Annotated in this window: 18 protein-coding genes and 1 rRNA gene; 4 read left to right on the top strand and 15 right to left on the bottom strand. The window is 42.9% G+C overall.

What is annotated here, in order from left to right:
• From G337_RS0116335 to cysD, 10 genes are all read right to left on the bottom strand, one after another.
• A 16S ribosomal RNA gene (locus G337_RS0116335) occupies window positions 1–103 on the bottom strand; the annotation flags it as partial.
• A gap of 382 nt (window positions 104–485) precedes the next feature.
• On the bottom strand, window positions 486–1,091 hold the full coding sequence (locus tag G337_RS0116330) for a flavin prenyltransferase UbiX (RefSeq protein WP_028864854.1): 606 nt from the start codon (window positions 1,089–1,091) through the stop codon (window positions 486–488).
• A gap of 2 nt (window positions 1,092–1,093) precedes the next feature.
• Entirely contained in the window at window positions 1,094–2,440 is a 1,347-nt protein-coding gene (gene mpl / locus G337_RS0116325; protein ID WP_028864853.1) for a UDP-N-acetylmuramate:L-alanyl-gamma-D-glutamyl-meso-diaminopimelate ligase, read from the bottom strand.
• A 126-nt stretch (window positions 2,441–2,566) separates the two neighbouring features.
• The gene (locus G337_RS0116315) at window positions 2,567–3,484 is read right to left on the bottom strand and encodes a manganese-dependent inorganic pyrophosphatase (RefSeq protein ID WP_028864852.1); all 918 of its coding nucleotides are present in this window, start codon (window positions 3,482–3,484) and stop codon (window positions 2,567–2,569) included.
• A 77-nt stretch (window positions 3,485–3,561) separates the two neighbouring features.
• Entirely contained in the window at window positions 3,562–3,903 is a 342-nt protein-coding gene (locus tag G337_RS0116310) for a hypothetical protein (protein ID WP_028864851.1), read from the bottom strand.
• A 24-nt stretch (window positions 3,904–3,927) separates the two neighbouring features.
• Complete coding sequence (cysQ, locus tag G337_RS0116305; protein WP_037027732.1) at window positions 3,928–4,710, bottom strand: 3'(2'),5'-bisphosphate nucleotidase CysQ; 783 nt, start codon at window positions 4,708–4,710, stop codon at window positions 3,928–3,930.
• Window positions 4,703–5,323, bottom strand: a complete 621-nt coding sequence (cysC, locus tag G337_RS0116300) for an adenylyl-sulfate kinase (protein WP_028864849.1) — start codon at window positions 5,321–5,323, stop codon at window positions 4,703–4,705. Before cysC ends, cysQ begins: the two co-directional genes overlap by 8 nt.
• Before the next feature lie 23 nt (window positions 5,324–5,346).
• Complete coding sequence (locus tag G337_RS0116295; RefSeq protein WP_028864848.1) at window positions 5,347–7,071, bottom strand: SLC13 family permease; 1,725 nt, start codon at window positions 7,069–7,071, stop codon at window positions 5,347–5,349.
• A gap of 10 nt (window positions 7,072–7,081) precedes the next feature.
• Window positions 7,082–8,518, bottom strand: coding sequence for a sulfate adenylyltransferase subunit CysN (cysN, locus tag G337_RS0116290; protein WP_028864847.1), 1,437 nt, complete (start codon window positions 8,516–8,518; stop codon window positions 7,082–7,084).
• A gap of 52 nt (window positions 8,519–8,570) precedes the next feature.
• Window positions 8,571–9,479, bottom strand: a complete 909-nt coding sequence (gene cysD, locus G337_RS0116285; protein ID WP_028864846.1) for a sulfate adenylyltransferase subunit CysD — start codon at window positions 9,477–9,479, stop codon at window positions 8,571–8,573.
• A gap of 258 nt (window positions 9,480–9,737) precedes the next feature.
• Here cysD and G337_RS0116280 point away from each other — a divergent pair, with 258 nt between their 5' ends.
• From G337_RS0116280 to G337_RS0116270, 3 genes are all read left to right on the top strand, one after another.
• Window positions 9,738–10,877 carry a sugar diacid recognition domain-containing protein gene (locus G337_RS0116280; RefSeq protein ID WP_028864845.1) on the top strand — a complete coding sequence of 380 codons (1,140 nt, stop codon included), beginning with the start codon at window positions 9,738–9,740 and terminating at the stop codon, window positions 10,875–10,877.
• Window positions 10,878–11,009: 132 nt separating this feature from the next.
• The gene (locus G337_RS0116275) at window positions 11,010–12,275 is read left to right on the top strand and encodes a GntP family permease (RefSeq protein WP_028864844.1); all 1,266 of its coding nucleotides are present in this window, start codon (window positions 11,010–11,012) and stop codon (window positions 12,273–12,275) included.
• A 10-nt stretch (window positions 12,276–12,285) separates the two neighbouring features.
• A complete protein-coding gene (locus tag G337_RS0116270; RefSeq protein ID WP_028864843.1) occupies window positions 12,286–13,422 on the top strand; it encodes a glycerate kinase in 1,137 nt (378 codons plus the stop codon).
• Window positions 13,423–13,477: 55 nt separating this feature from the next.
• Here the strand turns inward: G337_RS0116270 and G337_RS0116265 are convergent, their stop codons facing one another.
• From G337_RS0116265 to G337_RS26435, 5 genes are all read right to left on the bottom strand, one after another.
• Window positions 13,478–14,239: a class I SAM-dependent methyltransferase gene (locus G337_RS0116265; RefSeq protein ID WP_028864842.1), complete on the bottom strand. Its 762-nt coding sequence runs from the start codon at window positions 14,237–14,239 to the stop codon at window positions 13,478–13,480.
• On the bottom strand, window positions 14,239–17,448 hold the full coding sequence (locus G337_RS0116260; RefSeq protein ID WP_028864841.1) for an EAL domain-containing protein: 3,210 nt from the start codon (window positions 17,446–17,448) through the stop codon (window positions 14,239–14,241). The genes G337_RS0116265 and G337_RS0116260 overlap by 1 nt, the downstream gene beginning before the upstream one ends.
• A 172-nt stretch (window positions 17,449–17,620) precedes the next feature.
• The gene (locus tag G337_RS0116255) at window positions 17,621–22,180 is read right to left on the bottom strand and encodes an ATP-binding protein (RefSeq protein ID WP_028864840.1); all 4,560 of its coding nucleotides are present in this window, start codon (window positions 22,178–22,180) and stop codon (window positions 17,621–17,623) included.
• A gap of 236 nt (window positions 22,181–22,416) precedes the next feature.
• A complete protein-coding gene (locus tag G337_RS0116250) occupies window positions 22,417–23,658 on the bottom strand; it encodes a malic enzyme-like NAD(P)-binding protein (RefSeq protein WP_028864839.1) in 1,242 nt (413 codons plus the stop codon).
• Between the two features lie 107 nt (window positions 23,659–23,765).
• Window positions 23,766–24,068, bottom strand: a complete 303-nt coding sequence (locus G337_RS26435; protein WP_037027730.1) for a hypothetical protein — start codon at window positions 24,066–24,068, stop codon at window positions 23,766–23,768.
• Between the two features lie 88 nt (window positions 24,069–24,156).
• Here G337_RS26435 and G337_RS26430 point away from each other — a divergent pair.
• Window positions 24,157–24,357, top strand: a 201-nt coding sequence (locus tag G337_RS26430) for an IS4/Tn5 family transposase DNA-binding protein (protein WP_037027727.1), incomplete at its 3' end; no start/stop codon positions are given.

Genomic DNA, 24,357 nt, shown 5'->3' with positions numbered 1-24,357 from the left:
ACTCGTCAGCAAGATAGCAAGCTACCCTCTGTTACCGTTCGACTTGCATGTGTTAAGCCTGCCGCCAGCGTTCAATCTGAGCCATGATCAAACTCTTCAATTTAAAGTTTAATTTGCACCTAAGTGCGGCTCAATATTACTGACTAAAACTAATCACCGAAGTGATTGGTTATTCTGAATTAATGAATTAATTCGTGTGTCACTAAGTATTGATGTTGCCTTACAAGTAAGGTCTTTGATTTTTTTTTGAAATCACATCAACAATAAGTGCCCACACAGATTGTTTGATTAAATTGTTAAAGAGCAAATCCTTTACAAGGATTTTTTACAAACATGTGGCTGACGCCCCGTGTCTGTGGGGTCGCATTATAGGGATTGCGAGATCATTGGCAAGTGTTTTATGAACATAAAGTTACGCTTTATTAAAACGTTTATATTTACGTTCACAAAACAAGCAATTATTAGTATTTAATGATTAAAACAGACTATTCACACCATCTCTTACCGATTTTATGTGAGATCTTTAAATGATCCATAACTCGAGCAACCATAAAGTCCTGTAAATCTGCGATTGTCTGCGGCTGATGATAAAAACCAGGTGCCAGCGGCATTACTGTTACCCCTAATTCAGATAAAGTCAGCATATTGCGCAGATGAATGGTCGAGAACGGTGTTTCTCTCGGCATAACGATTAACTGACCGCGTTCTTTTAATATCACGTCAGCGGATCTTTCAATTAAATTATTTGATAAACCCTGCGCTATTGAAGCCAATGTTCCGCAGCTGCACGGACAAATAATCATTTTATCCGGCGCCGATGAGCCGGAAGCTACCGGCGAGAACCAGTCTTTAGCTGTTAATGCGACGATTTGTTTTTCTTTTGTCTGATATCTGTTTTGCAGAAAAAAATTCAAGTCATCCACCTCTTCAGGCCAGTCTTCATTTTCTTCGGTCTTTAAAACAATTTTTGCTGCATCAGAAAGTAACAGGTAAATCTGCATATCAGCTTCAACCAATGCCTTTAATAAACGCAGAAAGTAGCCGCTGCCTGAAGCACCGGTTACTGCTAAGGTCACTTTGCTTTTAAACATATTTATGCCTGTAGTTTTTCTAGTAGTTTATGGTGAATATCGCCAAAACCGCCGTTACTCATTATTAATATATGATCATTCGGCTGTGCTTTTTCCACTAATTTATGACACAGCATGTCGATGTTATTCGAAATATCAACTGCTTTACCCTGCTCGTCAAATAACTCCTGCATTGACCATTGCATATTTTCAGTTTCAAAACAGTATACGCAGTCCGCTTCTGCTAATGCGTTAACTACTGCTTCTTTATGAATGCCTAATTTCATAGTATTGGATCTTGGCTCTAATACCGCAATGATTTTCTCATTACCGACTTTTGCACGTAACCCCGCCAGCGTGGTTTTAATAGCAGTCGGATGATGAGCAAAATCATCATAAACAGTAATATTATTAACTTTACCTTTGACTTCCATACGGCGTTTAATACTTTTAAATTCAGCCAGCGCTTCAATCGCAATTTCCGGTGTCACACCAACATGGCGCGCGGCCGCGATTGCACCGAGCGCGTTATTAACATTATGATCGCCCATTAAGTGCCAGTTCACCTGTCCCTGTTTTTCTTGATTCAGAAATACCTCAAAGAGCGTGCCGTCTTCTTTTACTTTCTGACATGACCAGTTTTCACCAAGGTACTCAACCTCACTCCAGCATCCCATATGCTTAACGGACATTAACGCCTCATCCTGATTCGGCAGTATAATACGCCCGCTGCTTGGAATCGTTCTAACCAGATGATGAAACTGTTTTTTAATCGCATTAAGATCATCAAAAATATCGGCATGATCGAATTCAAGATTATTTAATACCAAAGTACGCGGATGGTAATGCACAAATTTAGATCGTTTATCAAAAAAAGCACTGTCATATTCATCGGCTTCTATTACAAAAAACGGTGTTTCACCTAATCTTGCTGACAAACCGAAGTTTTCCGGAACACCGCCGATTAAAAATCCAGGTTTCATATGCGCGTATTCTAAAATCCAGGCCAGCATGCTCGATGTTGATGTTTTACCATGTGTGCCGGCAACCGCCAGAACCCAGCGGTCTTTTAATACATGCTCTAATAACCATTGCGGACCAGAGATATAAGGTATTTGTTTATCTAAAACGGCCTCAACACACGGATTGCCGCGGCTCATAGCATTACCTATCACTACCAAATCCGGTTTACAGTCTAACTGCCCGGGATCAAAACCTTGAATAAGATCTATTCCCTGTTCTTCAAGTTGTGTGCTCATTGGCGGATAAACATTTTTATCTGAGCCAGTTACTTTATAACCTAATGATTTAGCGAGAATAGCAACGCCGCCCATAAAAGTGCCGCAGATGCCGAGAATATGAATATGCATAAAACCTCAATACAAAAAATAGGAAAGTTAATATATACCGCAATATTAGACAATAAAAAAGGCGAACTGCCTGCGCATGTTCGCCTTGTGTCGTTTGCACCTGTCAGCGGCCGCAGTTTTTACATATTAAGCTTCAAAAGCTTCCTGTAAGAACGGAATGATTTGTTTTTTACGGCTGACTACACCCGGCAGTTCAATTGCGTGATCAACTGCGGTGCTGTTTAATGCAGCCGCAACTTTGTCGGCATCTTTACTGATAATCAGTGCCGTTGTATCAAGCTTATTAATGTCAGTTAATAAAACAATCGTTGAATGGTAACCTTTATCTGCCTGTAACTGCCCCATTTCGACTAACATTTCATCTTTTTTGCTGAATGCTGTTTCCAATGAGGTTAACTCTAGCTGACCAATCGCAAGTTGTTCACCTGCCATTTCAAATACTTTTTGGTCGCGCAGGATTAACTCAGCGGCAGGTACATGCTTGATATCTGATTTTGCATCAAACTGTGCATCAGCAAAAGCTTCTAAATCAGCAACACCAGCGATTTCAGCCAGCTCTTTAGCAGCTGTTTTATCAATATCCGTTGTCGTAGGACCTTTAAAATTAACCGTATCAGAGATAATCGCACCCATCATCATTTTTGCAACCGGCGCATCTGGTATCTGATTATGGAATTTATACATGTTGTAAACGATGGTTGCACTGCAGCCTACAGGCCAGATCCAGCATTCAAGAGGCTCTGATGTAGTGATATCACCAAGTTTATGATGGTCAACAATACCGCGGATTTTTGCTTGTTTCATATCCGCAGTACCCTGGTTCCAGTCAGAGTAATCAACAATGAAAATCTCTTCACCGGCAACAGAAGTACGGACTTCAGGTTGTGGTAAACCTGACTGTTCAAGCAGGAACAAGGCTTCCGGGTTCGGCTCACCTTGTAAAACAGGTGTTGCTTCTTTACCTAGTTTATTAAATAAGCTAGCAAGGCCGATAGCTGAACATAAGCTATCACAATCTGGGTTTTGGTGTCCTAGTACAATCATTTTTCTTTCCAATTTGCAGTTGATTCATTGCGTGCAGAATAACCGATCTAGTTAAAAGAATTAAGTCTAAAAAGAAATTATTCGCTTTTACCCTTGAGTTTTTTTACTTCCTGCTCAGAAAGCTGTCGATAACGCTGATGTTCCTGGTTTTCATAACCTTTAAAATAACGCCCGTCAGCACAGCTGTATATAAGATAATGATTTCTTAATAAACCACAACCAGGGGCCAGACGGTACGACCATGCTTCATTATTACGGTTTCGTTCATCTTCCCGCTCTTTATACTCTTCTGCTCTTTCGCGTTTTTGATCAAAAAGATCATTACGGATAAGCGAATCACTTTTTTCAATAGTTACCTTTCCCGCACTCACGGCAAAAGATAATAAAACAGACAGGCCGATTAATCTTGGCAGCAGCATAAAACTCTCCTAATTAAACTCAGGTTAGAGAGCCTTTACCTCAAAATAGGGGTTAAGCAGACTCTCCTGCTGGTTATAGCGTAAAGCCTGACCATCTAATTTACAAACAACTGCACCTGCTTTTTCAGCAACACAATGACCCGCTCCGGTATCCCACTCCATGGTTGGCCCTAAACGCGGATAAATATTTGCGGCGCCTTCTGCAATTAGGCAGAATTTTAATGAGCTGCCCACCGCGACCATCTCATAGCTCCCAAGCTTTTCTAAGTATGCAGCTAAGTCAGGACTCGGGTGTGAACGGCTGCCGACTACCTTTAAAGTATCAGCTGGTTTGCTTACCTGCAGGCGGACATTAGCCTTTTCCGGCGTAGTTAAATAAGCGTGCTGTTTATCGGTAAAATATAACTTATCTAATACCGGAGCATAAACAACTGCCAAAACCGGCTGCCCGTCTTCAATCAGGGCAATATTAACCGTGAATTCACCGTTTCTGTTGATAAATTCTTTAGTACCGTCGAGAGGATCAACTAACCAGAACTGCTTCCAGGTTTGACGAAAAGACCAGTCAATCTCAGCATCTTCTTCAGATAAGACAGGAATATCAGGCGTTAGTTCTGCGAGGCCGGCGGCAATAATCTGATGGGCGGCTAAGTCAGCTTCAGTTAACGGCGAGCTGTCAGCTTTAATCAAAACATCAAAATCACGCTGGTAAATCTCTAATATTTTCTCACCGGCAGTGCGCGCAATGTTACAAATACCATCCACAACTAACTGTTCATCAAAGGCTGTAATGTTCGATTTAGACATAACCATTTTCTCTTAAGTAATTGATAATAACATTTACAGCTTCTGATAAAGGCTGTTCACCATTTTCTACACGAATTTCCGCAGATTCAGGCTTTTCATAAACACTGTCGATACCGGTAAAGTTTTTGATTTCACCTGCCCGGGCTTTTTTATATAAACCTTTCGGATCCCGCTGCTCGCAAATTGCCAAAGGTGTATCCACAAATACTTCAATAAATTCAGTTTGCGGTAATAATTTACGCACTTGCTCGCGATCTTCTCGATGTGGAGAGATAAATGCCGTTAATACAATCAAACCCGCATCAGCCATTAATTTGGCTACTTCACCAATACGGCGGATATTTTCTTTACGATCATTGTCGCTGAAAGTCAGGCCCTTACATAACCCCATACGCACATTATCACCATCAAGCAGATAGGTATGTGCACCGAGCTCAAATAAAGCCAACTCAACAGCACCGGCAACGGTTGATTTACCAGAACCGCTTAAACCGGTAAACCAGAGCACACAGGGTTTCTGTTTTTTCTGTTCACTGCGCTGACCTTTATCCACACTATGCTGGTGCCAGACGATATTTTCGTTATTCGTTGTAACTGCGCTATTAGTAGACATAACAATACTCATAAATAATTAAACTAAAACGGAAACAGCTGCGGAATAGTAAACAGTACCACCGCAGAATAGAGGATAGACATTGGAATTCCTATCTTCAGGTAATCTTTAAACTCATAATCACCCGCACTATAAACCATTAAGTTTGTCTGATATCCATAGGGGGAAATAAAGCTGGCACTGGATCCGAAGATCACTGCCATAATAAACGGCATAATACTGACGTCATAAGCCAGCGCCAGACTGTATGCAATTGGAAATGCCAGCGCTGCGGCCGCATTATTGGTGATCAGCTCAGTTAAAAGCAGCGTTACCAGATAAATGGCAATAAACGCCCCCATTACACCGAATCCATTCAGCTGCAGCTGTAAAAAACGCCCTAAAATATCAGCTAACCCGGAGCTGGTCATAAGGTGTGCTAATGACAGCGCTGCCCCGACAATTGCCCAGATTTCTAACGGGAAACGACGGCGTACTTCATGCCAGCTCAAAGCACCGATAAATAATGACACCACCAATAAAACCAGCAGCCCTTTAAACAGCGGCACCAGATTAAAGACTGCTAATAACACCACAGTTAAAAAACCTAAAATCACCCCGCAGCTGCGGCTGCTGTTAAGACGGGTACTGGCATCAACCCCGCTTATCACCACAAAATTACGGGTTAGATTTTTGCTTTGCTCAAAAGTTTTACCGGGCGCTAATAATAAAGTATCACCTTCACGCAACTCTACTTTACCCAGCCCGCCTTCCAGCGGCGTATGGCCGCGGCGGATCGCCACCACCACAGCATCAAAATTTTCTCGAAAGTGACACTCTTTAAGTGTTTTTCCAGTTATAGAAGCAGAAGGGCTGACAATCACCTCAACTAAATTCTGCCCGTTTAACTGATGCTCAGCAAACAGATCTAAACCTTGAAAGTCCTGCAGGATACCGACACTGTTTACATCACCACAGAACAGTAAACGGTCATTTTCTCTGATTATTTCACCTGGTGAAACCGGGCATATTTTTTCACCCTGCCGGACTATTTCAGCCAGATACAGCTGCTGTAAATTACGCAGGTTATTTTCAGAAACACTTGAACCTATTAAAGGGGAACCGGTCTTTACTTTCGCTTCTAAAAAATAGCTGGCCTGATCACTGTTTTTATCCTGACGTTCGGGTAGTAATCGGCTGAAAATCAGCAGTACTAATACGCCAACAGCAAGCCCTGCCAGCCCGACCAGAGAAAACTCAAAGAACCCCAGACTGGGTAATCCTTTCTCGACAACAAAACTGTTTACAATCAGGTTAGTTGAAGTGCCCACCAGCGTTAATGTACCGCCGCAGATTGCCGCATAGGAAAGAGGTATCAACAGTTTTGACGGCGCATGCTGATGATTACGTTTAACCGCACTGATCAGTGAAGCAACTACCGCAGTATTATTCATAAATGACGAAAGAAAAGCCGTTGATATACTTAGCTTTAAAATAACCTGACTGTAACTGCCCTTAGAAAAACAGTGACTGATCAAAGAAATTAAACGGGTTTTTTCTAATGCCCCGGAAATCATCATTAACAGCACCAGGGTTAACAATGATTCATTGGCAAAATTATTCATCAGTTCAGGAACTTCTATTAAACCGCCGAGGTAGCAGATTAATAATGCGCCAACAAAAAGTAATGCAGGTTTTATTTTAGTGGTGATTAATAACACCACTAAAACCAGCAGAATTGTTAGAACAAGCCCCTGAACCGATGTCATGATGCTGCACCTATTTTTTAGCTAACTGGTTAAGATCCAGCGCCTGCCAATGCGGGAAGTGCTGACGTACCAGTTGATTAAAGGCCAGTTCAAATTCACTGTATTCATGTTTTACCTGTGCTTCAGTCAAAGCTTCGCTGATCATACCCGCACCAATTGTCACATTAGTTATACGGTTAATAATAATAAAACTACCGGTTGCCATGACTTCTTCATAAAGATCAAAAACCACCTTTTCAGTCAGCAGCACTTCACAGGAGGCGATTTCATTTAAAAGCAGAGAGTCTGCAGAGGACTTTTCCAGAGTATTAACATCAACTTTAAAATCAATCGCTTCAATTGAACCGGTAGTTTTTTTAGTCGCAACTTTAATATCGTACTGCTGACCTGGTTTAAGCGCTTGTTCACTCATCCAGACAATATTGGCTTTAAAACGATTACTCAGCTGCGCAGGGCTTGAAGATACGGCTAACAGATCACCGCGGCTGACATCAATTTCATCATTCAAAGTTAAAGTGATCGCCTGGTCAGCAAATGCACTTTGTAAATCGCCGTCAAAGGTCACTAAAGATTTAACCGTTGAAGTTTTACCGGAAGGCAGTGATGTTACGCTATCCCCTACTTTTACCGTGCCGGCGGCAATGGTACCGCTGAAACCGCGAAAATCTAAGTTTGGACGATTAACATACTGCACCGGCAGACGGAACGGCTGCTCTCGATTAGCGGCTTTAATCGGCGCATTTTCAAGAATAGTTAATAAAGGAGCACCGCTGTACCAAGGTGTAGAGATACTTTCGTTAACCACATTGTCACCGTTTAAGGCTGAAAGCGGTACAAAATCAATTAAACGATCATCAGCGCCGTTTTCCAGACCTTGAGCAAACTCTAAATAGCTTTCTTTAATCTCTTCATAACGTGCCTGCGAGAAATCCACTAAATCCATTTTATTTACTGCGACTACAAAGTGTTTAATACCTAGTAATGAGGCAATAAAGCTATGACGTTTAGTCTGTGTTAAAACACCGTAACGCGCATCGATTAAGATAACCGCCAGATTACAGGTTGAAGCTCCCGTTGCCATATTACGCGTGTACTGTTCATGTCCAGGAGTATCTGCAATAATAAATTTACGTTTTTCCGTTGAGAAATAACGGTATGCAACATCAATGGTAATGCCCTGCTCACGTTCAGCGGCTAAACCGTCGACCAATAGTGCTAAATCAACTTCATTACCGGTAGTACCGGATTTCTGACTGTCAGAGTGAAGCGTCGCTAACTGATCTTCATAAATCTGGTGAGAGTCATGTAATAAACGACCGATCAAGGTACTCTTACCGTCATCGACGCTGCCGCAGGTTAACAGGCGCAATAGGCTTTTATGCTGCTGGTCAGTCAGATACTGTTCAATGCCTTTATCTTTTATTTCTGCTGAAATTACTGAATTCATTTTATTTACCTTAAAATTTAACTGTTCAAAAAAGTTGAGGTTCCTATTTCCTTTAGAAATAACCTTCACGCTTTTTAAGCTCCATTGAAGCAGCCTGATCTGAATCGATTAACCGCCCTTCCCGCTCACTGGTTGTTGCAATCAGCATCTCTTCAATAATTTCCGGTAAGGTTTCAGCATCAGAGTTGATAGCCCCGGTTAACGGGTAACAGCCTAATGTTCTAAAACGTACTTTTTCCTGCTTAATTTCTTCACCCGGCTGAAGCTCAAAACGATCATCATCAACCATAATTTTTACCCCGTCACGTTCAACAACCGGGCGCTCTTTGGCAAAATAAAGCGGCACAATATCGATATTTTCCTGATAGATGTACTGCCAGATATCCAGCTCAGTCCAGTTAGAAAGTGGAAATACACGAATACTCTCCCCCTGATTCACCTGACCGTTGTAGGTATTCCACAGTTCCGGGCGCTGACTTTTCGGCTCCCAGCGGTGGTTTTTATCTCGAAAAGAGTAAACACGTTCTTTAGCACGGGATTTTTCTTCATCACGGCGCGCCCCGCCGAAAGCCGCATCAAATTTCCATTTATTTAATGCCTGCTTCAACCCCTGAGTTTTCATAATATCGGTATGCGTTGAGCTGCCGTGAACAAAAGGGTTAATATTCATTGCCAGGCCATCTGGGTTTTTATGCACTAACAGATCAAAACCATATTTGTCAGCCATATGATCACGAAACGCAATCATCTCTTTGAATTTCCAGTTTGTATCAACATGCATTAATGGGAAGGGAATTTTGCCCGGATAAAAAGCTTTACGCGCAAGGTGTAACATAACAGCGGAATCCTTGCCCACTGAATACATCATAACCGGGTTAGCAAATTCAGCCGCAACTTCACGGATAATATGAATACTTTCAGCCTCTAACTGTTGTAAGTGAGTTAACCTTTGTGAGCTCATTTGTTTCTCCATTAAGCAATGTGCCTTTATTAGGATTAAAACTATAGAGATCTGCTTATAACAAGAGAAATACCTAAAAGAGATTTTTTATACAGAAAAGGAATAACAAAAAGATAACAAAGTGCTAGTAGAATTTATTCGCAGACTCCGGCGGCCTTTTAAACAGCCTGCAAAAATTTAGGATAAAGTAGTAGCTCCCCTTCGCCCGACACCGTTAAAATAGTAAATATCAGCATACTTACCACCGAGAAAACCGCCATGCAGTTAACTGAGTCAATAGCTAAACAGATTGTAAAACGCTCTATGAAAATTATTAAACACTCTGTTAATGTCATCAATGAACACGGCATTATTATCGGATCCGGCGATCCTTCGCGGATCAGCCGCCGCCATGAAGGTGCAGTACTGGCAATTAACGAAAACCGCATTGTTGAGATAGACGGGGCAACCGCAAAACAATTACGCGGCGTAAAGCCGGGTATTAATCTGCCGATAATTTTTCAACATAAAGTGATTGGTGTTGTCGGTATCTCCGGCGATCCGGCTGAAGTGCGCAATTATGGTGAGCTGGTTAAGATGACAGCGGAACTAATTATTGAGCAGTCAGCATTAACTACTCAGTTCCAATGGAATAAACGTCATCGGGAGGAACTGGTATTACAGCTGATTCAAGGGTCGCAGTTAAATGAAGCGCAGCTTGAGTCGATTGCCGAAAGGTTAGATTTAGACCTTTCCCAGCCTCGTATTGCCGCTATTGTAAAAGTAGATTCCTTTAACGGTGAGCACCTGTCACTTGAACACCTGCAGAAATTAGTCGAACTGCTTGAATACCCGGAACGCGATAACCTGGTTGCGATTGCTTCCGTGTCAATGAACGAAGTCGTGGTATTAAAGCCGATTACATTAAGTGACGGCGGCTGGTCACGCAAGGAAGAAGAAAAACGTATACAACAGTTAATGCAGCGCATTGCCAGTGAGGGAAAATTTACTATTCGTATTGCACTGGGAAGTTATTTCCCGACACTGCAGGGGTTATCTAAGTCATTTAAAACCGCCAAAGCGACCATAGAATCCTCCAGCAGTAAAGGTAATGTTTTATTTTATCAGGATAATATCCTGCCGGTTATATTTCATGGTCTGAAACAGGACACCTGGCGCTATGAACAATTATGTCAGCCGCTTACCCGGTTAAAGAAAAATGACAGCAAGGGAACACTGCTCAAAACTCTGACCGTATTTTTTAAGCAGAACTGTGACATAGCTCAAACCTGCAAGGCACTGTATATACATAGAAATACTCTGCGTTATCGCTTTGATAAAATACAGCTTGAAACTGGTTTAGATATCAACAAGATAGATGAAAAAACTCGGCTATATCTGGCGGTTATAAATCAATAGAAATTCCCGGCAAGCTGTGCAGATGCACAATTACAGCTCTTCACAGCTTTTATATTCTGTTCAACTGTCTAAAGATTATTAGGCAGGATTATCGTAACTTTAGCTCCGAATAAATAATTAACGGAGCCACAGATGATAGAAGTATCCACACTCGGGGCACTGGCAGCACTTATTGTTGCCATTTACCTGATATTAAAACAAGTACCGCCGGCATACGGCATGATAATCGGCGCCTTAGTGGGCGGTCTTATCGGCGGTGTATCACTGACTGAAACGATCACTCTGATGATCGGCGGCGCGCAGGGAATCGTCACTGCAGTACTGCGGATTCTAGCTGCCGGGGTATTAGCCGGTGTGCTGATCGAGTCCGGGGCGGCCACTTCTATCGCAGAAACTATTATCAAAAAAGTAGGTGAAACCAGGGCACTACTGGCTCTTGCTATTGCGACCATGATATTAACCGCTGTTGGTGTCTTTGTTGATGTTGCCGTAATTACTGTTGCTCCTATCGCCTTAGCCATTGCGCGCCGGGCGGATCTGTCCAAAATGGCTATCCTATTAGCCATGGTCGGCGGCGGTAAAGCAGGTAATGTAATGTCGCCTAACCCTAATGCCATCGCTGCTGCCGACGCATTTAATGTGCCTCTTACCTCAGTTATGGCCGCCGGTGTTATTCCGGGTTTATGCGGCATGACTCTGGCTTACTTTATTGCTAAAAAGCTGGTTAATAAGGGCACAAAAGTTCAAGCCCATGAAGTACATGCGGTTGACCATTCCAGTCTGCCGAATTTCGGTCCGGCTATTGTTGCGCCGCTGGTTGCTATTTCACTGCTGGCACTGCGCCCTGTTGCAGATATTAATGTTGATCCTCTTATTGCCCTGCCCCTGGGCGGACTGCTGGGTGCAGTCGTTATGGGCCGTTTTCGAGATGCCAATCGGTTTGCCGTTTTAGGTTTAAGCCGCATGGCTCCGGTTGCAGTTATGCTCCTAGGTACTGGTACCTTAGCCGGTATTATCGCCAACTCCGGTCTGAAATCCGGACTAATCGATATACTCACCGCATCCGGTCTGCCCTCTTACCTTCTAGCGCCAATATCCGGCTCTATGATGGCCTTAGCAACAGCCTCCACTACCGCAGGCACAGCTGTAGCCGCCAGCGTATTCAGTCACACCATTCTTGAATTAGGCGTTCCTGCACTAGCCGGCGCGGCTATGATTCATGCCGGTGCCACCGTACTGGATCATATGCCTCACGGCAGTTTCTTCCACGCCACCGGCGGTGCAGTTCATATGGATATTAAAGAGCGTTTAAAGCTTGTTCCCTATGAATCTGCCGTTGGTCTTATGATTGCAGTGGTTTCAACCCTTATCTTCGGCGTATTCGGTCTATTTGTTTAAAGGAAATCTCATGAAAATTATTATCGCTCCCGACTCATATAAAGAAAGCTTAACAGCAATGCAGACTGCCGCGGCCATTGAAGCAGGTTTTAAACAAGTTATGCCGCAAGCTGAGTTTCATAAATTACCCATGGCCGACGGCGGTGAAGGCACAGTACAGTCACTCGTTGATGCCAGCGGAGGCTGCATTAACAACTGCTCTGTAACTGGTCCGCTTGGTCAGCCCGTTGAAGCATTTTACGGTCTAATGGGTGACGGGCAGACAGCCGTTATTGAAATGGCGGCCGCATCGGGACTGCATTTAGTAACACCGGAGCAGCGTAACCCGTTACTGACCACTACCTACGGGACAGGAGAGCTGATCAAAGCTGCCTTAGATAAAGGGGTAAAGCATATTATTGTCGGTATCGGCGGCAGCGCCACCAATGACGGCGGTATTGGTATGGCTCAAGCTCTGGGCATAAAAATGCTTGATGCGCAGGGTCAGGAGCTTAGCTGCGGCGGCGGAGCTCTGAATAAACTGGCCAGTATTGATATCTCAGGCCTGGATCCGCGCCTGGTACAGGTAACATTAGAAGTTGCCTGTGATGTTAACAACCCGTTATGCGGCCCGAAAGGCGCTTCGCAGGTATTCGGACCGCAAAAAGGGGCGACTCCGGAAATGATCGAACTGCTGGATAAAAATCTGGCACATTACGCTGATATCATTAAAGAACAACTCGGCCGGGATATAAAAAACAAAGCGGGAGCGGGAGCGGCCGGCGGTATGGGAGCGGCACTATTAGGCCTGCTTAATGCAGCGCTGCGCCCGGGTATTGAGATTGTTATGGATGCAGTTAACTTAAAGGAAGTGATTGCTGACGCTGATTTAGTGATTACCGGAGAAGGCCGCATTGACAGCCAGACTATTCACGGCAAAACACCTGTCGGTGTAGCTCGAGCAGCAAAAGAATACGATATCCCGGTTATCGGTATTGCCGGTTCATTATCGAATGACTGTGGTGTCGTCCATGAACATGGTCTTGACAGTGTATTCAGTGTTGTGCCAGGTGCAGTTACTCTTGAGCAGGCTTTTCGCGATGCTGCTGTTAATGTTGAAATGACTGCACGTAATATAGCGGCATTATTAGTAATGAACAAAAAATAATAAGCTGAAAAAGCCTGCATCTCGCAGGCTTTTATTTTTCAACTTAGTTTCACAATCAGCTTTTACTCTGCGGTATTGCCTGCTTTACATACACATCAAAACGATTTTTCTTAGTTTTAATGCTCATGCTCGGTTTTTTGCCATTTAAAAATGGTGCATAGTCCGGGCGTTTAACCACTACGCGATAGCGCGCTGCATTTAACGCCACTTCCAGCAGATCGTCAGCATCAAGATCAGCTCCCACTACCCCCTGGAAAACACGCATCTCTTTTTTAACTAAAGCTGACTTCTTTTTATGCGGAAACATAGGATCCAGATAAACAACATCAGTCTGATGAGATTTAAGGTACTCATAACCCGAGCCGAAATGCAGACGCATGCGCTGCTGCATCCATTCACCGATTTCAAAATTCAGGTATGCCCGCTCTAAACCGTCTGCCAGTAAAGCAGCGGCTACCGGAGAACGTTCAACCATAGAGACATCACAGCCTAACGAAGCTAAAACAAACGCATCGCGGCCAAGTCCGGCAGTCGCATCAATCACCTCAATCTGAACACCGGCTTTCAGGCCGACAGCTTTTGCAATTGCCTGCCCTTTTCCGCCGCCGAATTTACGCCGATGGGCAGCTGTGCCTGAGACAAAATCAACAAAAACCAAGCCTTGCTTAGGATCGTCTTTCTGCTCAAGTGCCAGATACTCAGGTAAAAGATGTAATTGAAAATTATCGCTGCAGGTACTTAAAAACCCCCACTTTTCACGTAATAATTTTGCTTTAGCACTTAACGCTGAGTCGTTACAAATTAAAGGGATATCCATTACAGTTCATCCTCAGACATAGTGTTTGATAATAGTGCCATCATATCTATCGGTACCGGTTTGCCAAGGTGATAACCCTGCGCATAATCCACGCCGATCTCTTTTAATTTCTCAATAATTACTTCATCCTCAACATATTCTGCAATCGTCTTTTTGCCAAACAAATGGCTTAATTCATTAATAGTGCGCACAATACCAAAGTCATGCTCATCATTAGCCATATCTTTTACAAATACACCGTCAATTTTTAAATAATCAACATTTAACTGTTTTAAATAACCAAATGAAGATAAACCAGTACCAAAATCATCCAGCGCTAATTTGCAGCCGAGTTTTTTTAATGCCTGAATAAGTTTTGAGGCATGACTAAAATTGCCGATAGCGCCGGTCTCGGTTATTTCAAAACACAGCTTTTCCAACGGTAATGAACAGTTAATCAGTATTTCCACAAGATCGTCAATAAATTTCGGATCGCCGATCGACTGTCCCGATAAATTAATTGAACACATATTTAATCTAAGTACATGCTCAGGATGATTACGTAACCAGGATAGTGTTTTAGTGATAATAATCATGTCGATTTTATCAGCAAGGTTATAAGTCTCGGCAACGGGAATAAACTTATCGGGCGGCGCTAAGCAGCCGTGCTCATCAATCATACGCGTCAGAATTTCATAATGCAGATAATCATCATCACCATCGACAGGTTTAATTAACTGTGCATACAGACAAAACCGAGCTTCATCGCGCAGCGCGTCCTGCACTTTATTAACCCAGACAACCTCTTCACGACGCAGCTCCTCCTGTTTATCTTCTTCATAGATATGAATACGGTTACGCCCGGACTGCTTAGCGGTATAACAGGCACTGTCCACACAGCTCAATGCATGCACCCCGCCGCGTCCCGAATTAGTTAACTGCGCTAAACCAATGCTGATCCCGAGAGTGAAATGATGCTCATCCCAGATAAAGCAATGCTTACTGACCACGTTGATAATACGCTGCGCAGTTTTTTCAGCTGCCAACAGCTCGGTATGAGGCATGATAACAGCGAATTCATCGCCGCCTAAGCGGGCAACAAGGGAGCTCGCTGAAACATTTTCAGTTAACAAATTCGCGGTCTGCCGTAATACTTCATCGCCGGCCTGGTGTCCGCAGGTATCATTGATAATTTTAAATTTATCCATATCTAGATACATCAGGCTGTAGGGAGTGCTCTGATAAGAGAGCTCTTTTAAGGACTTATCTAATTCACTTTCAAAAAACAGACGGTTTTTAAGGCCGGTCAGATAATCATGCGAAGCACGGTAAGATAATTCTTTAGAAAGCTCGTAACGCTCGGTAATATTCTCACAAACCAGGAAGTACTGATCATGCTCGGCTATTTTTCTAACCCGCTCATTAATCCACACTTTTCTGCCCGCCTTAGTTGAATAAGGAATTTCCCGGGATAAAAGCATACCGCTGCTGTTGCTGCAGTGCTCCAGATACTCTTTAAGATCGTTAATATTTATCAGCTGGGAATAAAGTGTCACGATATTTCGGCCGATCAACTCACCATCCTCATAACCTAATAAGTTACACCCATATTTATTACAGGTTAATATCAGCCCCTGGGCATTCAGCATCAGTAACATTGACGGGCTTTCGTCTAATAATAAGTTTGAACGTTTATTAGCTTTCCTGACCTCTTCTTCAACACTTTTTATTTCACTGATATCACGAGCTTCAACGACAATTGCAGATATCTCATTATTATACTGCGGATTTCTCAGCGCCTGGACTGCTATGTCGAAGGAATATTTTTTTTCTGTCTTATCAGCAAGGGAACATTCAAAACGAGTCTCACTGCCGGTGCGCGCAATACCCATTCCTGATTTCAGCTTCTTCTGGCTGTCGCCATCACCTTTCCACCAGGGAGTCTCCCAAAGCGCAGTATCCTTAACTTGAGACAGCTCCTTATCAATAAAAGTTAAAGCCGTCTGATTGACTTTTTTAACATTGCCCAGCAGATCCAGAATAAAAACGTAATCACAGGAGACATTAAAAAGATGATCAATACGCTTATTTCTCTCCGTCAGTACCGCTTCCTGGCGCTTCAGCTGCAGTATTTTCCACCACTGCAGCAGAGAAAAAAGAATAACTAATAAACTAATCACAAGTGCAAAGATAAATGTACCGGTAACAGGCCGCAGATCAACCGGCTCATTTAATATTACACTGGCGCTGGGTATATCGGTTTTTTTAATATTCCAGCGGAGCATCTCCTGGTACTGAAACAGGTACTGCTCGGTAACATTAACTTCGACGGGTAATGCCTCAATGGGCACCCCCTGCAGCAGTTCTAATACTTTCGCCGCCGCCGATTTTCCCTGATTAAAGCCGCTGATCACCAGTCCGCCTAAAACACCAAGCTGCAGATCGTGTTTCTTAACCACAAACAACGGCGCTTTTGATACGCCGACAATCGACTTCAGGATGCGCCCGCGGTTTACAAACTGCCCGTTATGGTCTCTGGAAAAGTCATCAAAGATTAAAACGGAATTTTCCGGCAGCCTACTGATTTTCTGTTTCAGTGAAACTTCGGTTTCGTCGTTAAAAGTAATAACATTCTGAGTCAGCTGCGGAGAAAATTTATCAATTTTCTTGTTAATGATTTTGCTTTCACGCGAGTTACCCGTCACGATATAAACAGAATGTGTTTCTGGAAACAGGGATAAAGACAGTAAAACAGTACCAAGGATATTTTCAGATTCAATAACACCGGATATTTTATGAGTGAAATTAAGCAGCGATTTTTTATTACGTTTAATGCCGGTAAATATAATGGGAGCATTTGCAAATAAGCGGTCCGCGTAGCGCTGCACCAGCTTCAGGGCATTATCGCCGCTGACAATAACCGCATCAAAGTCCCGTGAAGCAAATTTTCGCGAAAAGTAATCAACAGACAGCGCCAGCTCCTGCTCATTAAGCACTTGATAGCTGTCTAAATAAGAAACATACAGGGAGATATTTTCATCTTCAAACTGTGCTTCTATACCGTCCTGAATATCACGAGTCCATTGGTTACCCTGATAGCCGGAGTGTAAAACCAGTACTTCTGAGGAGGCCGCAGAGAGGCCCGCTGAACAAGTCAGTAAAAAACAGAATAATAATGCAGCTCTGATATAACGGGAATAAAAGAAATTAAACAAATCAGATTCATCCATGAAGTAGCCTAATACTCTCTCCAGTATAATGTTTTTTTGATAAACAGACAGACTGACAACTTGAAAATGCGGATAAAAAACATAGCTTTGCTGCCGGGATCTGCTGCGGCGCTCATCGTAATGATATAAAAAAGCCAGTCGGATGACTGGCTTTCTGGTGAAACAGTGTTTCTTATAAAGGCGTTATGATATATAACAGATCGCCGCTGGATACCTGCTGCCCGTTAGCGTTAATAATACGCTCCACACGGAACTTAGTATCAGCATCGTAAAGAACGGCATCCTGACGGTTAAAGCCGGCTAATGTCACTGGTGAGAACATTTTCATTGCCTCCATCAGACCAAGCGTCTGTTCAACTGTAACAATATCACCTTCAAGAACGAAGTCAGGCTCTGCCGGTGAAGAAGCACGATAGAAGATGCCGGCACTCTGCGCCAGTACTTTTAACTCGTTGCTGCCGTCAACCTGGATAGACACATCACTGCCGCCAGATGAAGCAGAAGCTTCCATTTCATCAATCATCACCTGCTGATCCAGCTCCGCCATAAATTTAGGCAGGTAAGTGGTATCATAAACACCGTTTAAGAAGGTTTCATCTTTTAAGATACGCTGCAGCAGAGGAATGTTAGTCGCAATGCCTTTAATAGAAACATTATCTAAGAATTCCAGCAGTTTCTTAACTGTATCATTACGATCTTCACCATGACAGATAAACTGTGCAATCAGACTGTCATAATAAGGAGAAACTTCTTTGCCTTGTGCAGCCATAGAGATAACTTCAACATTATCCTGCTCAGGAATCTTACATTCAACCAATTTACCCGGATGAGGTACTAACTGCATAATGCCGTTACCGTCAATCGCGGCTTTCTCTGCCGTGACACGTACTTCAATTGCGTAACCTTTTTTCTGCGGTTTCAGATCGGCAATACTTTTACCCGATGCAATATCATACTGTGCACTTACAATATCAATGCACGATGTTGCTTCTGTAACCGGATGCTCTACCTGCAGACGAGTATTCATCTCCATAAAGTAGATAGCATCTGCATCTAGATCATAAATAAACTCAACTGTACCGGCGCCCATATAATCAACAGCATCAGCTAATGCGGCGGTATGCTGAAGCGCTAACGCTTCAAGTTTAGCCGGTAGCATGGTTGATGCAGACTCTTCAACAACTTTCTGGTTGTTACGCTGTACAGAACAGTCACGAATACCCAGCACTTTAGTATTGCAGTGTTTATCACGTAACAGCTGCACTTCGATATGACGCAGTGAAGTAATGTATTTCTCCAGGTACAGATCACCATTACCAAAAGCGTTACGTGCTTCAGCTGAAACCTGATTAAAGCCGGCAAACATATCTTCAGCTTTTTCGATAACTAAGATACCTTTACCGCCGCCGCCGTTAACAGCTTTAAGCAGTACAGGGTAACCGATAGTGTTAGCGATATCTAACGCCTGCTCAGCACCGGTTAAGATACCGTGACTTCCCGGAACAACCGGCACGCCGTTATCCTGGGCAGTTTTAATTGCATTAGATTTATTACCCATGGTCAGCATACTGTTCATGCTTGGGCCGACAAAATTAATATCATGGCTGACACATAAGTCAGCAAAGTGCGGACTTTCAGATAAGAAACCGATACCCGGGTGAAGTGCATCAACTTCTTCATACTCAGCAACTTTCAGTACCGAACCGGCATTCAGGTAACTTTCATCAGAAGTATTACCACCTAAACATACCAGCTTGTCACCTTTACCCAGCATATCTGCAGGTACCGATGTCATATCCGGATCCGAAGCCACTAAGACAACGTTAATATCATTATCCTGCGCTTTACGGATTAGTTTAACCGCAGTACAGCCGCGCGCATGAACCAGCACTTTTTTCACCGGTGTCATTAATTCACGAGGATCTGCTTTTGAGAAAGCATCACCGCCGATACCGCAGACAGGAACAAAGCCCGTTAGTGCACGCTGAATAGTCTCTTCAACAGTAATCACCGGCATCGGCATGTTTTCATCAATATCACGCAGTTTATCGTTAAGGTCATCGGAGAACGGGTTGATCACCAGACCGTCCATTGCACCGGAAACGCGTGACAGATAATTTGATAATGTTGATGTTGACGGCAGGTAAGCAGGAACAACCATTTGACCGGCAAACGGCATATTAGTACCAGACAAGTAATAAGTCTGCACCATAGGGTGAGTTACAAAACTCGCCTGTGCACCACCGGTACAGTCGCCGTAACCGAACATAATAACCGGCAGGTCATTATCACGAATGAAACGGGTAATACGGTCATTTACTACAGCCATTGAGAACAGTGCAGCCGCACCTTCTTTAGTCTGCATACCGCCGGAACTGATGAACGCCACAACGGGCAGATGTTTTTCAGCACATTCAACCAGCAATGCACAGAATTTCTCTGCACTTGCCATATCAAAGGCACCCGCCTGGAATGACAGGTTAGAAACCGCTACACCAACTTCCTGTGTTTCACCACTTTCTAATTTAAAACCACCGATACCGGTCACTAAACCACAAGGTTTAATCTTTTTATCCAGCGCATCTTCAACTGATAAACGGAAACCCGGGAATTCAAGCAGGTTAGCAGTCATCAGATCAGCTTTAGATTCTTTAAAGTCAGTAAAGAATTTAGCTAAAATAGCTTCATAAGAGTTGTTCTTTTTGTTCTTTTCTGCACGTAAAACAGCTTGAATCAGCAGATCCTGATAACCCATAGTCAAACGGTTCCAGAAATCTTTACGACGACCGATACGTACCGGGTTAATAGCACCGTTATATTGAGATGCATCTTCACGGCTGCTGTAATAAGCAGGTAATATTTTTTCGAACAGGTAAGTTAAAATAACAAATAAACTTGAGTTCATCTGCGGCGCACCAATACTCTTCCACTCTTCAACTTTTGCTAAAATCTCACCGCGTTCACTTTGGTCGGTGAAATAATGCAGCCATGCATTGAAGGTTGCTTTCAACTGTTCGTAATCATCATCACTTACTTTGCTTAAAGCACCTTTTAATGAACTGCGTACTAATGAAGAAACAGATTCACGCGATAACTCTTTGGTTGCCATCGCTTCTTTAGCGATAGAAGCAAGGTTGCCCATTGTATTGTCATATAAAGCATTAAATACCAGCATATGACGACAATGCACAATAAAGCACTCGCGTGTTTCTTTATGCGTCACAACATCAATCGTTGTTAAATCTGACAATTCAGGCCATGAATCAGTAACCGGCACATTTACTTCATCTTCAAGATGCGCAATTAATGCACGGAAGTTATTTTCAGCACTGCTTTTCCAGCGGTTATATAAAGACCAGGTTAAGTTGATCAGTAACGCGCTGCGTGCATTATCATAATTTTCCTGAGGCTCACCTAAAATCAGCTTGGTAAACATATTACGCTCAAGACTTTTATCTTCACGTTTTGCTAAGAATGATTTCCAGTTTTTATTAAGCGTATCGTCATAAATCAGCTTGTCAGGATTATTTAACCAGCTTACAAATACTTGTCTACGATCCGCTTCAACACGTGCTTTAAGATCACCCTCAGGTGTCGTCAGTTTTGATAAACGGCCGTATTCACCTTTCTGGATCGCTTTAATGCGAGAACGTAAAGTAAGGTAGCGCATGTAACGATAGGTGGTACCAAATGCATTATTATGCACGGTAGGGTTTTTCGCGATCAGGTGCGCATTTTCAGATGCATTTTCAACAGCAACCAGCTTGCTTGACGGCTCTAAATAACGCGCCAGACTGCGGTTGTAGTGCTCTAAAATATCCGGGTATTTACGCACAAAATCAACCGAAGTCGACTCGATAGATAAAATACTTGAGATAACCGCTTTCTGCAGATTATGCTGACGTTCATCCTGATCCACAGGAGAGTAATCAACGATACCGTCAATACAGCCCATTTCGTATAACTCTTCTGGAGAGACACCAACAGACTGCGCACATTCCTGCCACGACAGGTTATATTTACGCGCAATGCTCTGCAGTCCTTTCGGCTGGATAGTATTAAAAATACCATCACGAACAGAAAGCAGAATATTTGCAGTTGCCAGCGGAATAGCACCGCCTGAGTAACCGACACCAACAACAATACCAACTGTAGGTACATCTACATTGGCACTTTCAGTGATCATTTGTGAAATACTGTGCGCCTGATTCTGACTGTTTGCTTCTTCGCCGGCGTCAGCTCCAGGAGTATCGATAAGATATACGATAGGCAGCGACAGATCGGCAAATTTACGGATAGCTTTGCTCGCGGCTAAATGGTGTTCAGGCATCCATGCGCCGTTATTTGAACTACGCTCTTGAGCAATGATGCCGATACGACGGGTATATCCGCCAAAATCCAGTTCCATTTCCGCGCTGTAAAACGCGCCGTTTAACTGTTCAGTGACAACTTTACCGTTAAAGCCTGAGATAATGCTTTTCGCCCCTGGACGTTTATTATCTTCAGCTGGCTGCACTGTACGTGCAATATAAGCATCAACATCTAACTTTTGGATCGTAGTCAGGTTTGCTTGAATACGTTCACGATCAATCAAGCCTTCTAAACGATCAGTATTTGATGGTAATGAATTATCCGGAAATAGTGAGAAGTCTTTTGCGATATGCTCAGCATGAAGAAATAATGGATCAGCAATATTATTTGCTTCAAATTGAGAAGAAGGTTTCCCTGGCATACAATACCCTTACAAAATAGTGATAGAAAAAATATTTGATAAAACGCGCTAATTTACAACTTATTAACCTATGATTCCACTATTGATTTTAATATCCAAGGAAAACACCCGCTAATAACTCACGTTCTGTGAGCTCTAAACGTATTATCAAATCTATAAATAGAAAAAACTCCGCTGTTTTCAAATGAGTAGCAGAGTCTCTAAAACAAGCAAACTAACTTTAATTAAGTTATTTTTTATGCCGTGTAATTATCCGGCAGTTCAATCTGCGCGACACCCGTTGCAGCGGCGGCTCGAGCAACGGCTCCGGCAACATGTTTAAGCAGACGAGGATCCATAGGTTTAGGAATAATATACCCCTTACCAAAAGTTAAAGACTCAACGCCGCTTGCCTTAAGTACAGATTCCGGTACCGGCAGCTTAGCAATTTCACGTATCGCATGAACAGCAGCCACTTTCATGGCATCATTTATTTCAGTTGCGCGCACATCTAATGCGCCGCGGAAAATAAACGGGAAACAAAGTACATTGTTAACCTGGTTAGGATAATCACTGCGCCCGGTAGCAATAATCAGATCATCACGCACAGAGTGCGCAGCTTCAGGTTTAATTTCCGGATCTGGATTTGAACAGGCAAAAATAATCGGGTTCGGCGCCATTAGTTTTACATCTTGTGCAGATAAAACATCCGGGCCGGATACACCAACAAATACATCCGCACCAGTGATCACATCCTGCAGGGTACGCTGGTCGGTATTATTGGCAAAACATCTCTTATATTCGTTGATATCATCGCGGCGGGTATGAATAACACCTTTACGATCCAGCATATAAATCTTTTCACGTAATGCACCGCATTTAATCAGCAGCTCCATACATGCAATGGCAGCCGCGCCTGCGCCCATACAGACAATTTTAGCCTGTTCGATTTTTTTACCCTGGATATCCAGCGCATTAATCATGCCGGCAGCGGTTACAATAGCTGTACCGTGTTGATCATCATGGAAGACTGGAATACTGCAGCGTTGTTTTAATGCCTTTTCAATCTCAAAACACTCGGGCGCTTTGATATCTTCAAGATTAATACCGCCGAATGTATCGGCAATATTAGCAACGGTATTAACAAATTCATCGGCAGTACGATGCTTTACTTCAATATCAATAGAATCAAGACCGGCAAAACGTTTGAATAATAACGCTTTACCTTCCATGACCGGTTTAGAAGCCAGAGGACCTAAATTTCCCAGTCCCAAAACTGCACTGCCGTTAGTGATAACAGCAACCAGATTACCTTTACCTGTGTATTTATAAACATCATCAGGATTAGATGCTATTTCACGCACCGGCTCAGCAACTCCCGGACTGTAAGCCAGAGACAGATCATGTGCAGTTTCAGCTGAAGTGGTAATTTCAACACTAATTTTACCCGGCTTGGGAAAAGCGTGATAATCAAGTGCTTGTTGGCGTAAATCTGACATATCTAAATTCCATTGATATAAAAAGCGGCATAGAGTTATTTTCCTAACCCCGAAATAAAGTGTGATGATAGTCAAATTTTTCTCTGGTTGACAGCCTTAATTAATATTCAGGGTAATATTTGCGCAGGGTGGTAGAGGATTAATCCGGGCAGCTGGCGGTTGAAAGTTAACTTTCCGGTTAACAATAATTTGTTATGCAGTAGAAAATTAACGTTATGCTCCTTAAACATCTTTAAAGACTTTGTTGTAATCCTAACGGAGAGCTTTCTGTCTAACTTAAAACGAAGACCATTTTTATCTTCACTTAACTCAGTCACGGTACCTTTGATATAAACATAACCTTTATCAGCTTTGCTTAAAGCAGCTGCGGACAACGGCTTAACCCCCGACCAAAGCTGTCTCTTATACATAAATCCTCACTAAGTAATTAGTGGGGATTTTTTTTGAACTAAATCTTCAAGTTATGATCTGATCTTCAAGAATAATTGGAGGTTAACTATGATTGATAAACATTTAGATTGGGCAAATAAACAATTTGGAGAAACAGACTTAGGTGATCCAAGACGAACCGCTCGTCTGGTAAAATTAGCTTCAACTTTAGCAAATGAACCTGGAAAACCACTTGTGAATATCACTCAGTCCCCCGCTGATATGGAAGGCGCATACCGCTTTATTCGAAATGAACATATCGATGCATCT

This window comes from Psychromonas aquimarina ATCC BAA-1526, assembly GCF_000428725.1.
Lineage (GTDB): Bacteria > Pseudomonadota > Gammaproteobacteria > Enterobacterales > Psychromonadaceae > Psychromonas > Psychromonas aquimarina.
This window is presented reverse-complemented; position numbering and strand designations above follow the sequence as displayed.

Bases quoted from the DNA above. Each gene is read 5' to 3' on its own strand.
- G337_RS0116330 (WP_028864854.1), bottom strand. From the start codon at position 1,091: ATGTTTAAAAGCAAAGTGACCTTAGCAGTAACCGGTGCTTCAGGCAGC.
- mpl (WP_028864853.1), bottom strand. From the start codon at position 2,440: ATGCATATTCATATTCTCGGCATCTGCGGCACTTTTATGGGCGGCGTT.
- G337_RS0116315 (WP_028864852.1), bottom strand. From the start codon at position 3,484: ATGATTGTACTAGGACACCAAAACCCAGATTGTGATAGCTTATGTTCA.
- G337_RS0116310 (WP_028864851.1), bottom strand. From the start codon at position 3,903: ATGCTGCTGCCAAGATTAATCGGCCTGTCTGTTTTATTATCTTTTGCC.
- cysQ (WP_037027732.1), bottom strand. From the start codon at position 4,710: ATGTCTAAATCGAACATTACAGCCTTTGATGAACAGTTAGTTGTGGAT.
- cysC (WP_028864849.1), bottom strand. From the start codon at position 5,323: ATGTCTACTAATAGCGCAGTTACAACGAATAACGAAAATATCGTCTGG.
- G337_RS0116295 (WP_028864848.1), bottom strand. From the start codon at position 7,071: ATGACATCGGTTCAGGGGCTTGTTCTAACAATTCTGCTGGTTTTAGTG.
- cysN (WP_028864847.1), bottom strand. From the start codon at position 8,518: ATGAATTCAGTAATTTCAGCAGAAATAAAAGATAAAGGCATTGAACAG.
- cysD (WP_028864846.1), bottom strand. From the start codon at position 9,479: ATGAGCTCACAAAGGTTAACTCACTTACAACAGTTAGAGGCTGAAAGT.
- G337_RS0116280 (WP_028864845.1), top strand. From the start codon at position 9,738: ATGCAGTTAACTGAGTCAATAGCTAAACAGATTGTAAAACGCTCTATG.
- G337_RS0116275 (WP_028864844.1), top strand. From the start codon at position 11,010: ATGATAGAAGTATCCACACTCGGGGCACTGGCAGCACTTATTGTTGCC.
- G337_RS0116270 (WP_028864843.1), top strand. From the start codon at position 12,286: ATGAAAATTATTATCGCTCCCGACTCATATAAAGAAAGCTTAACAGCA.
- G337_RS0116265 (WP_028864842.1), bottom strand. From the start codon at position 14,239: ATGGATATCCCTTTAATTTGTAACGACTCAGCGTTAAGTGCTAAAGCA.
- G337_RS0116260 (WP_028864841.1), bottom strand. From the start codon at position 17,448: ATGGATGAATCTGATTTGTTTAATTTCTTTTATTCCCGTTATATCAGA.
- G337_RS0116255 (WP_028864840.1), bottom strand. From the start codon at position 22,180: ATGCCAGGGAAACCTTCTTCTCAATTTGAAGCAAATAATATTGCTGAT.
- G337_RS0116250 (WP_028864839.1), bottom strand. From the start codon at position 23,658: ATGTCAGATTTACGCCAACAAGCACTTGATTATCACGCTTTTCCCAAG.
- G337_RS26435 (WP_037027730.1), bottom strand. From the start codon at position 24,068: ATGTATAAGAGACAGCTTTGGTCGGGGGTTAAGCCGTTGTCCGCAGCT.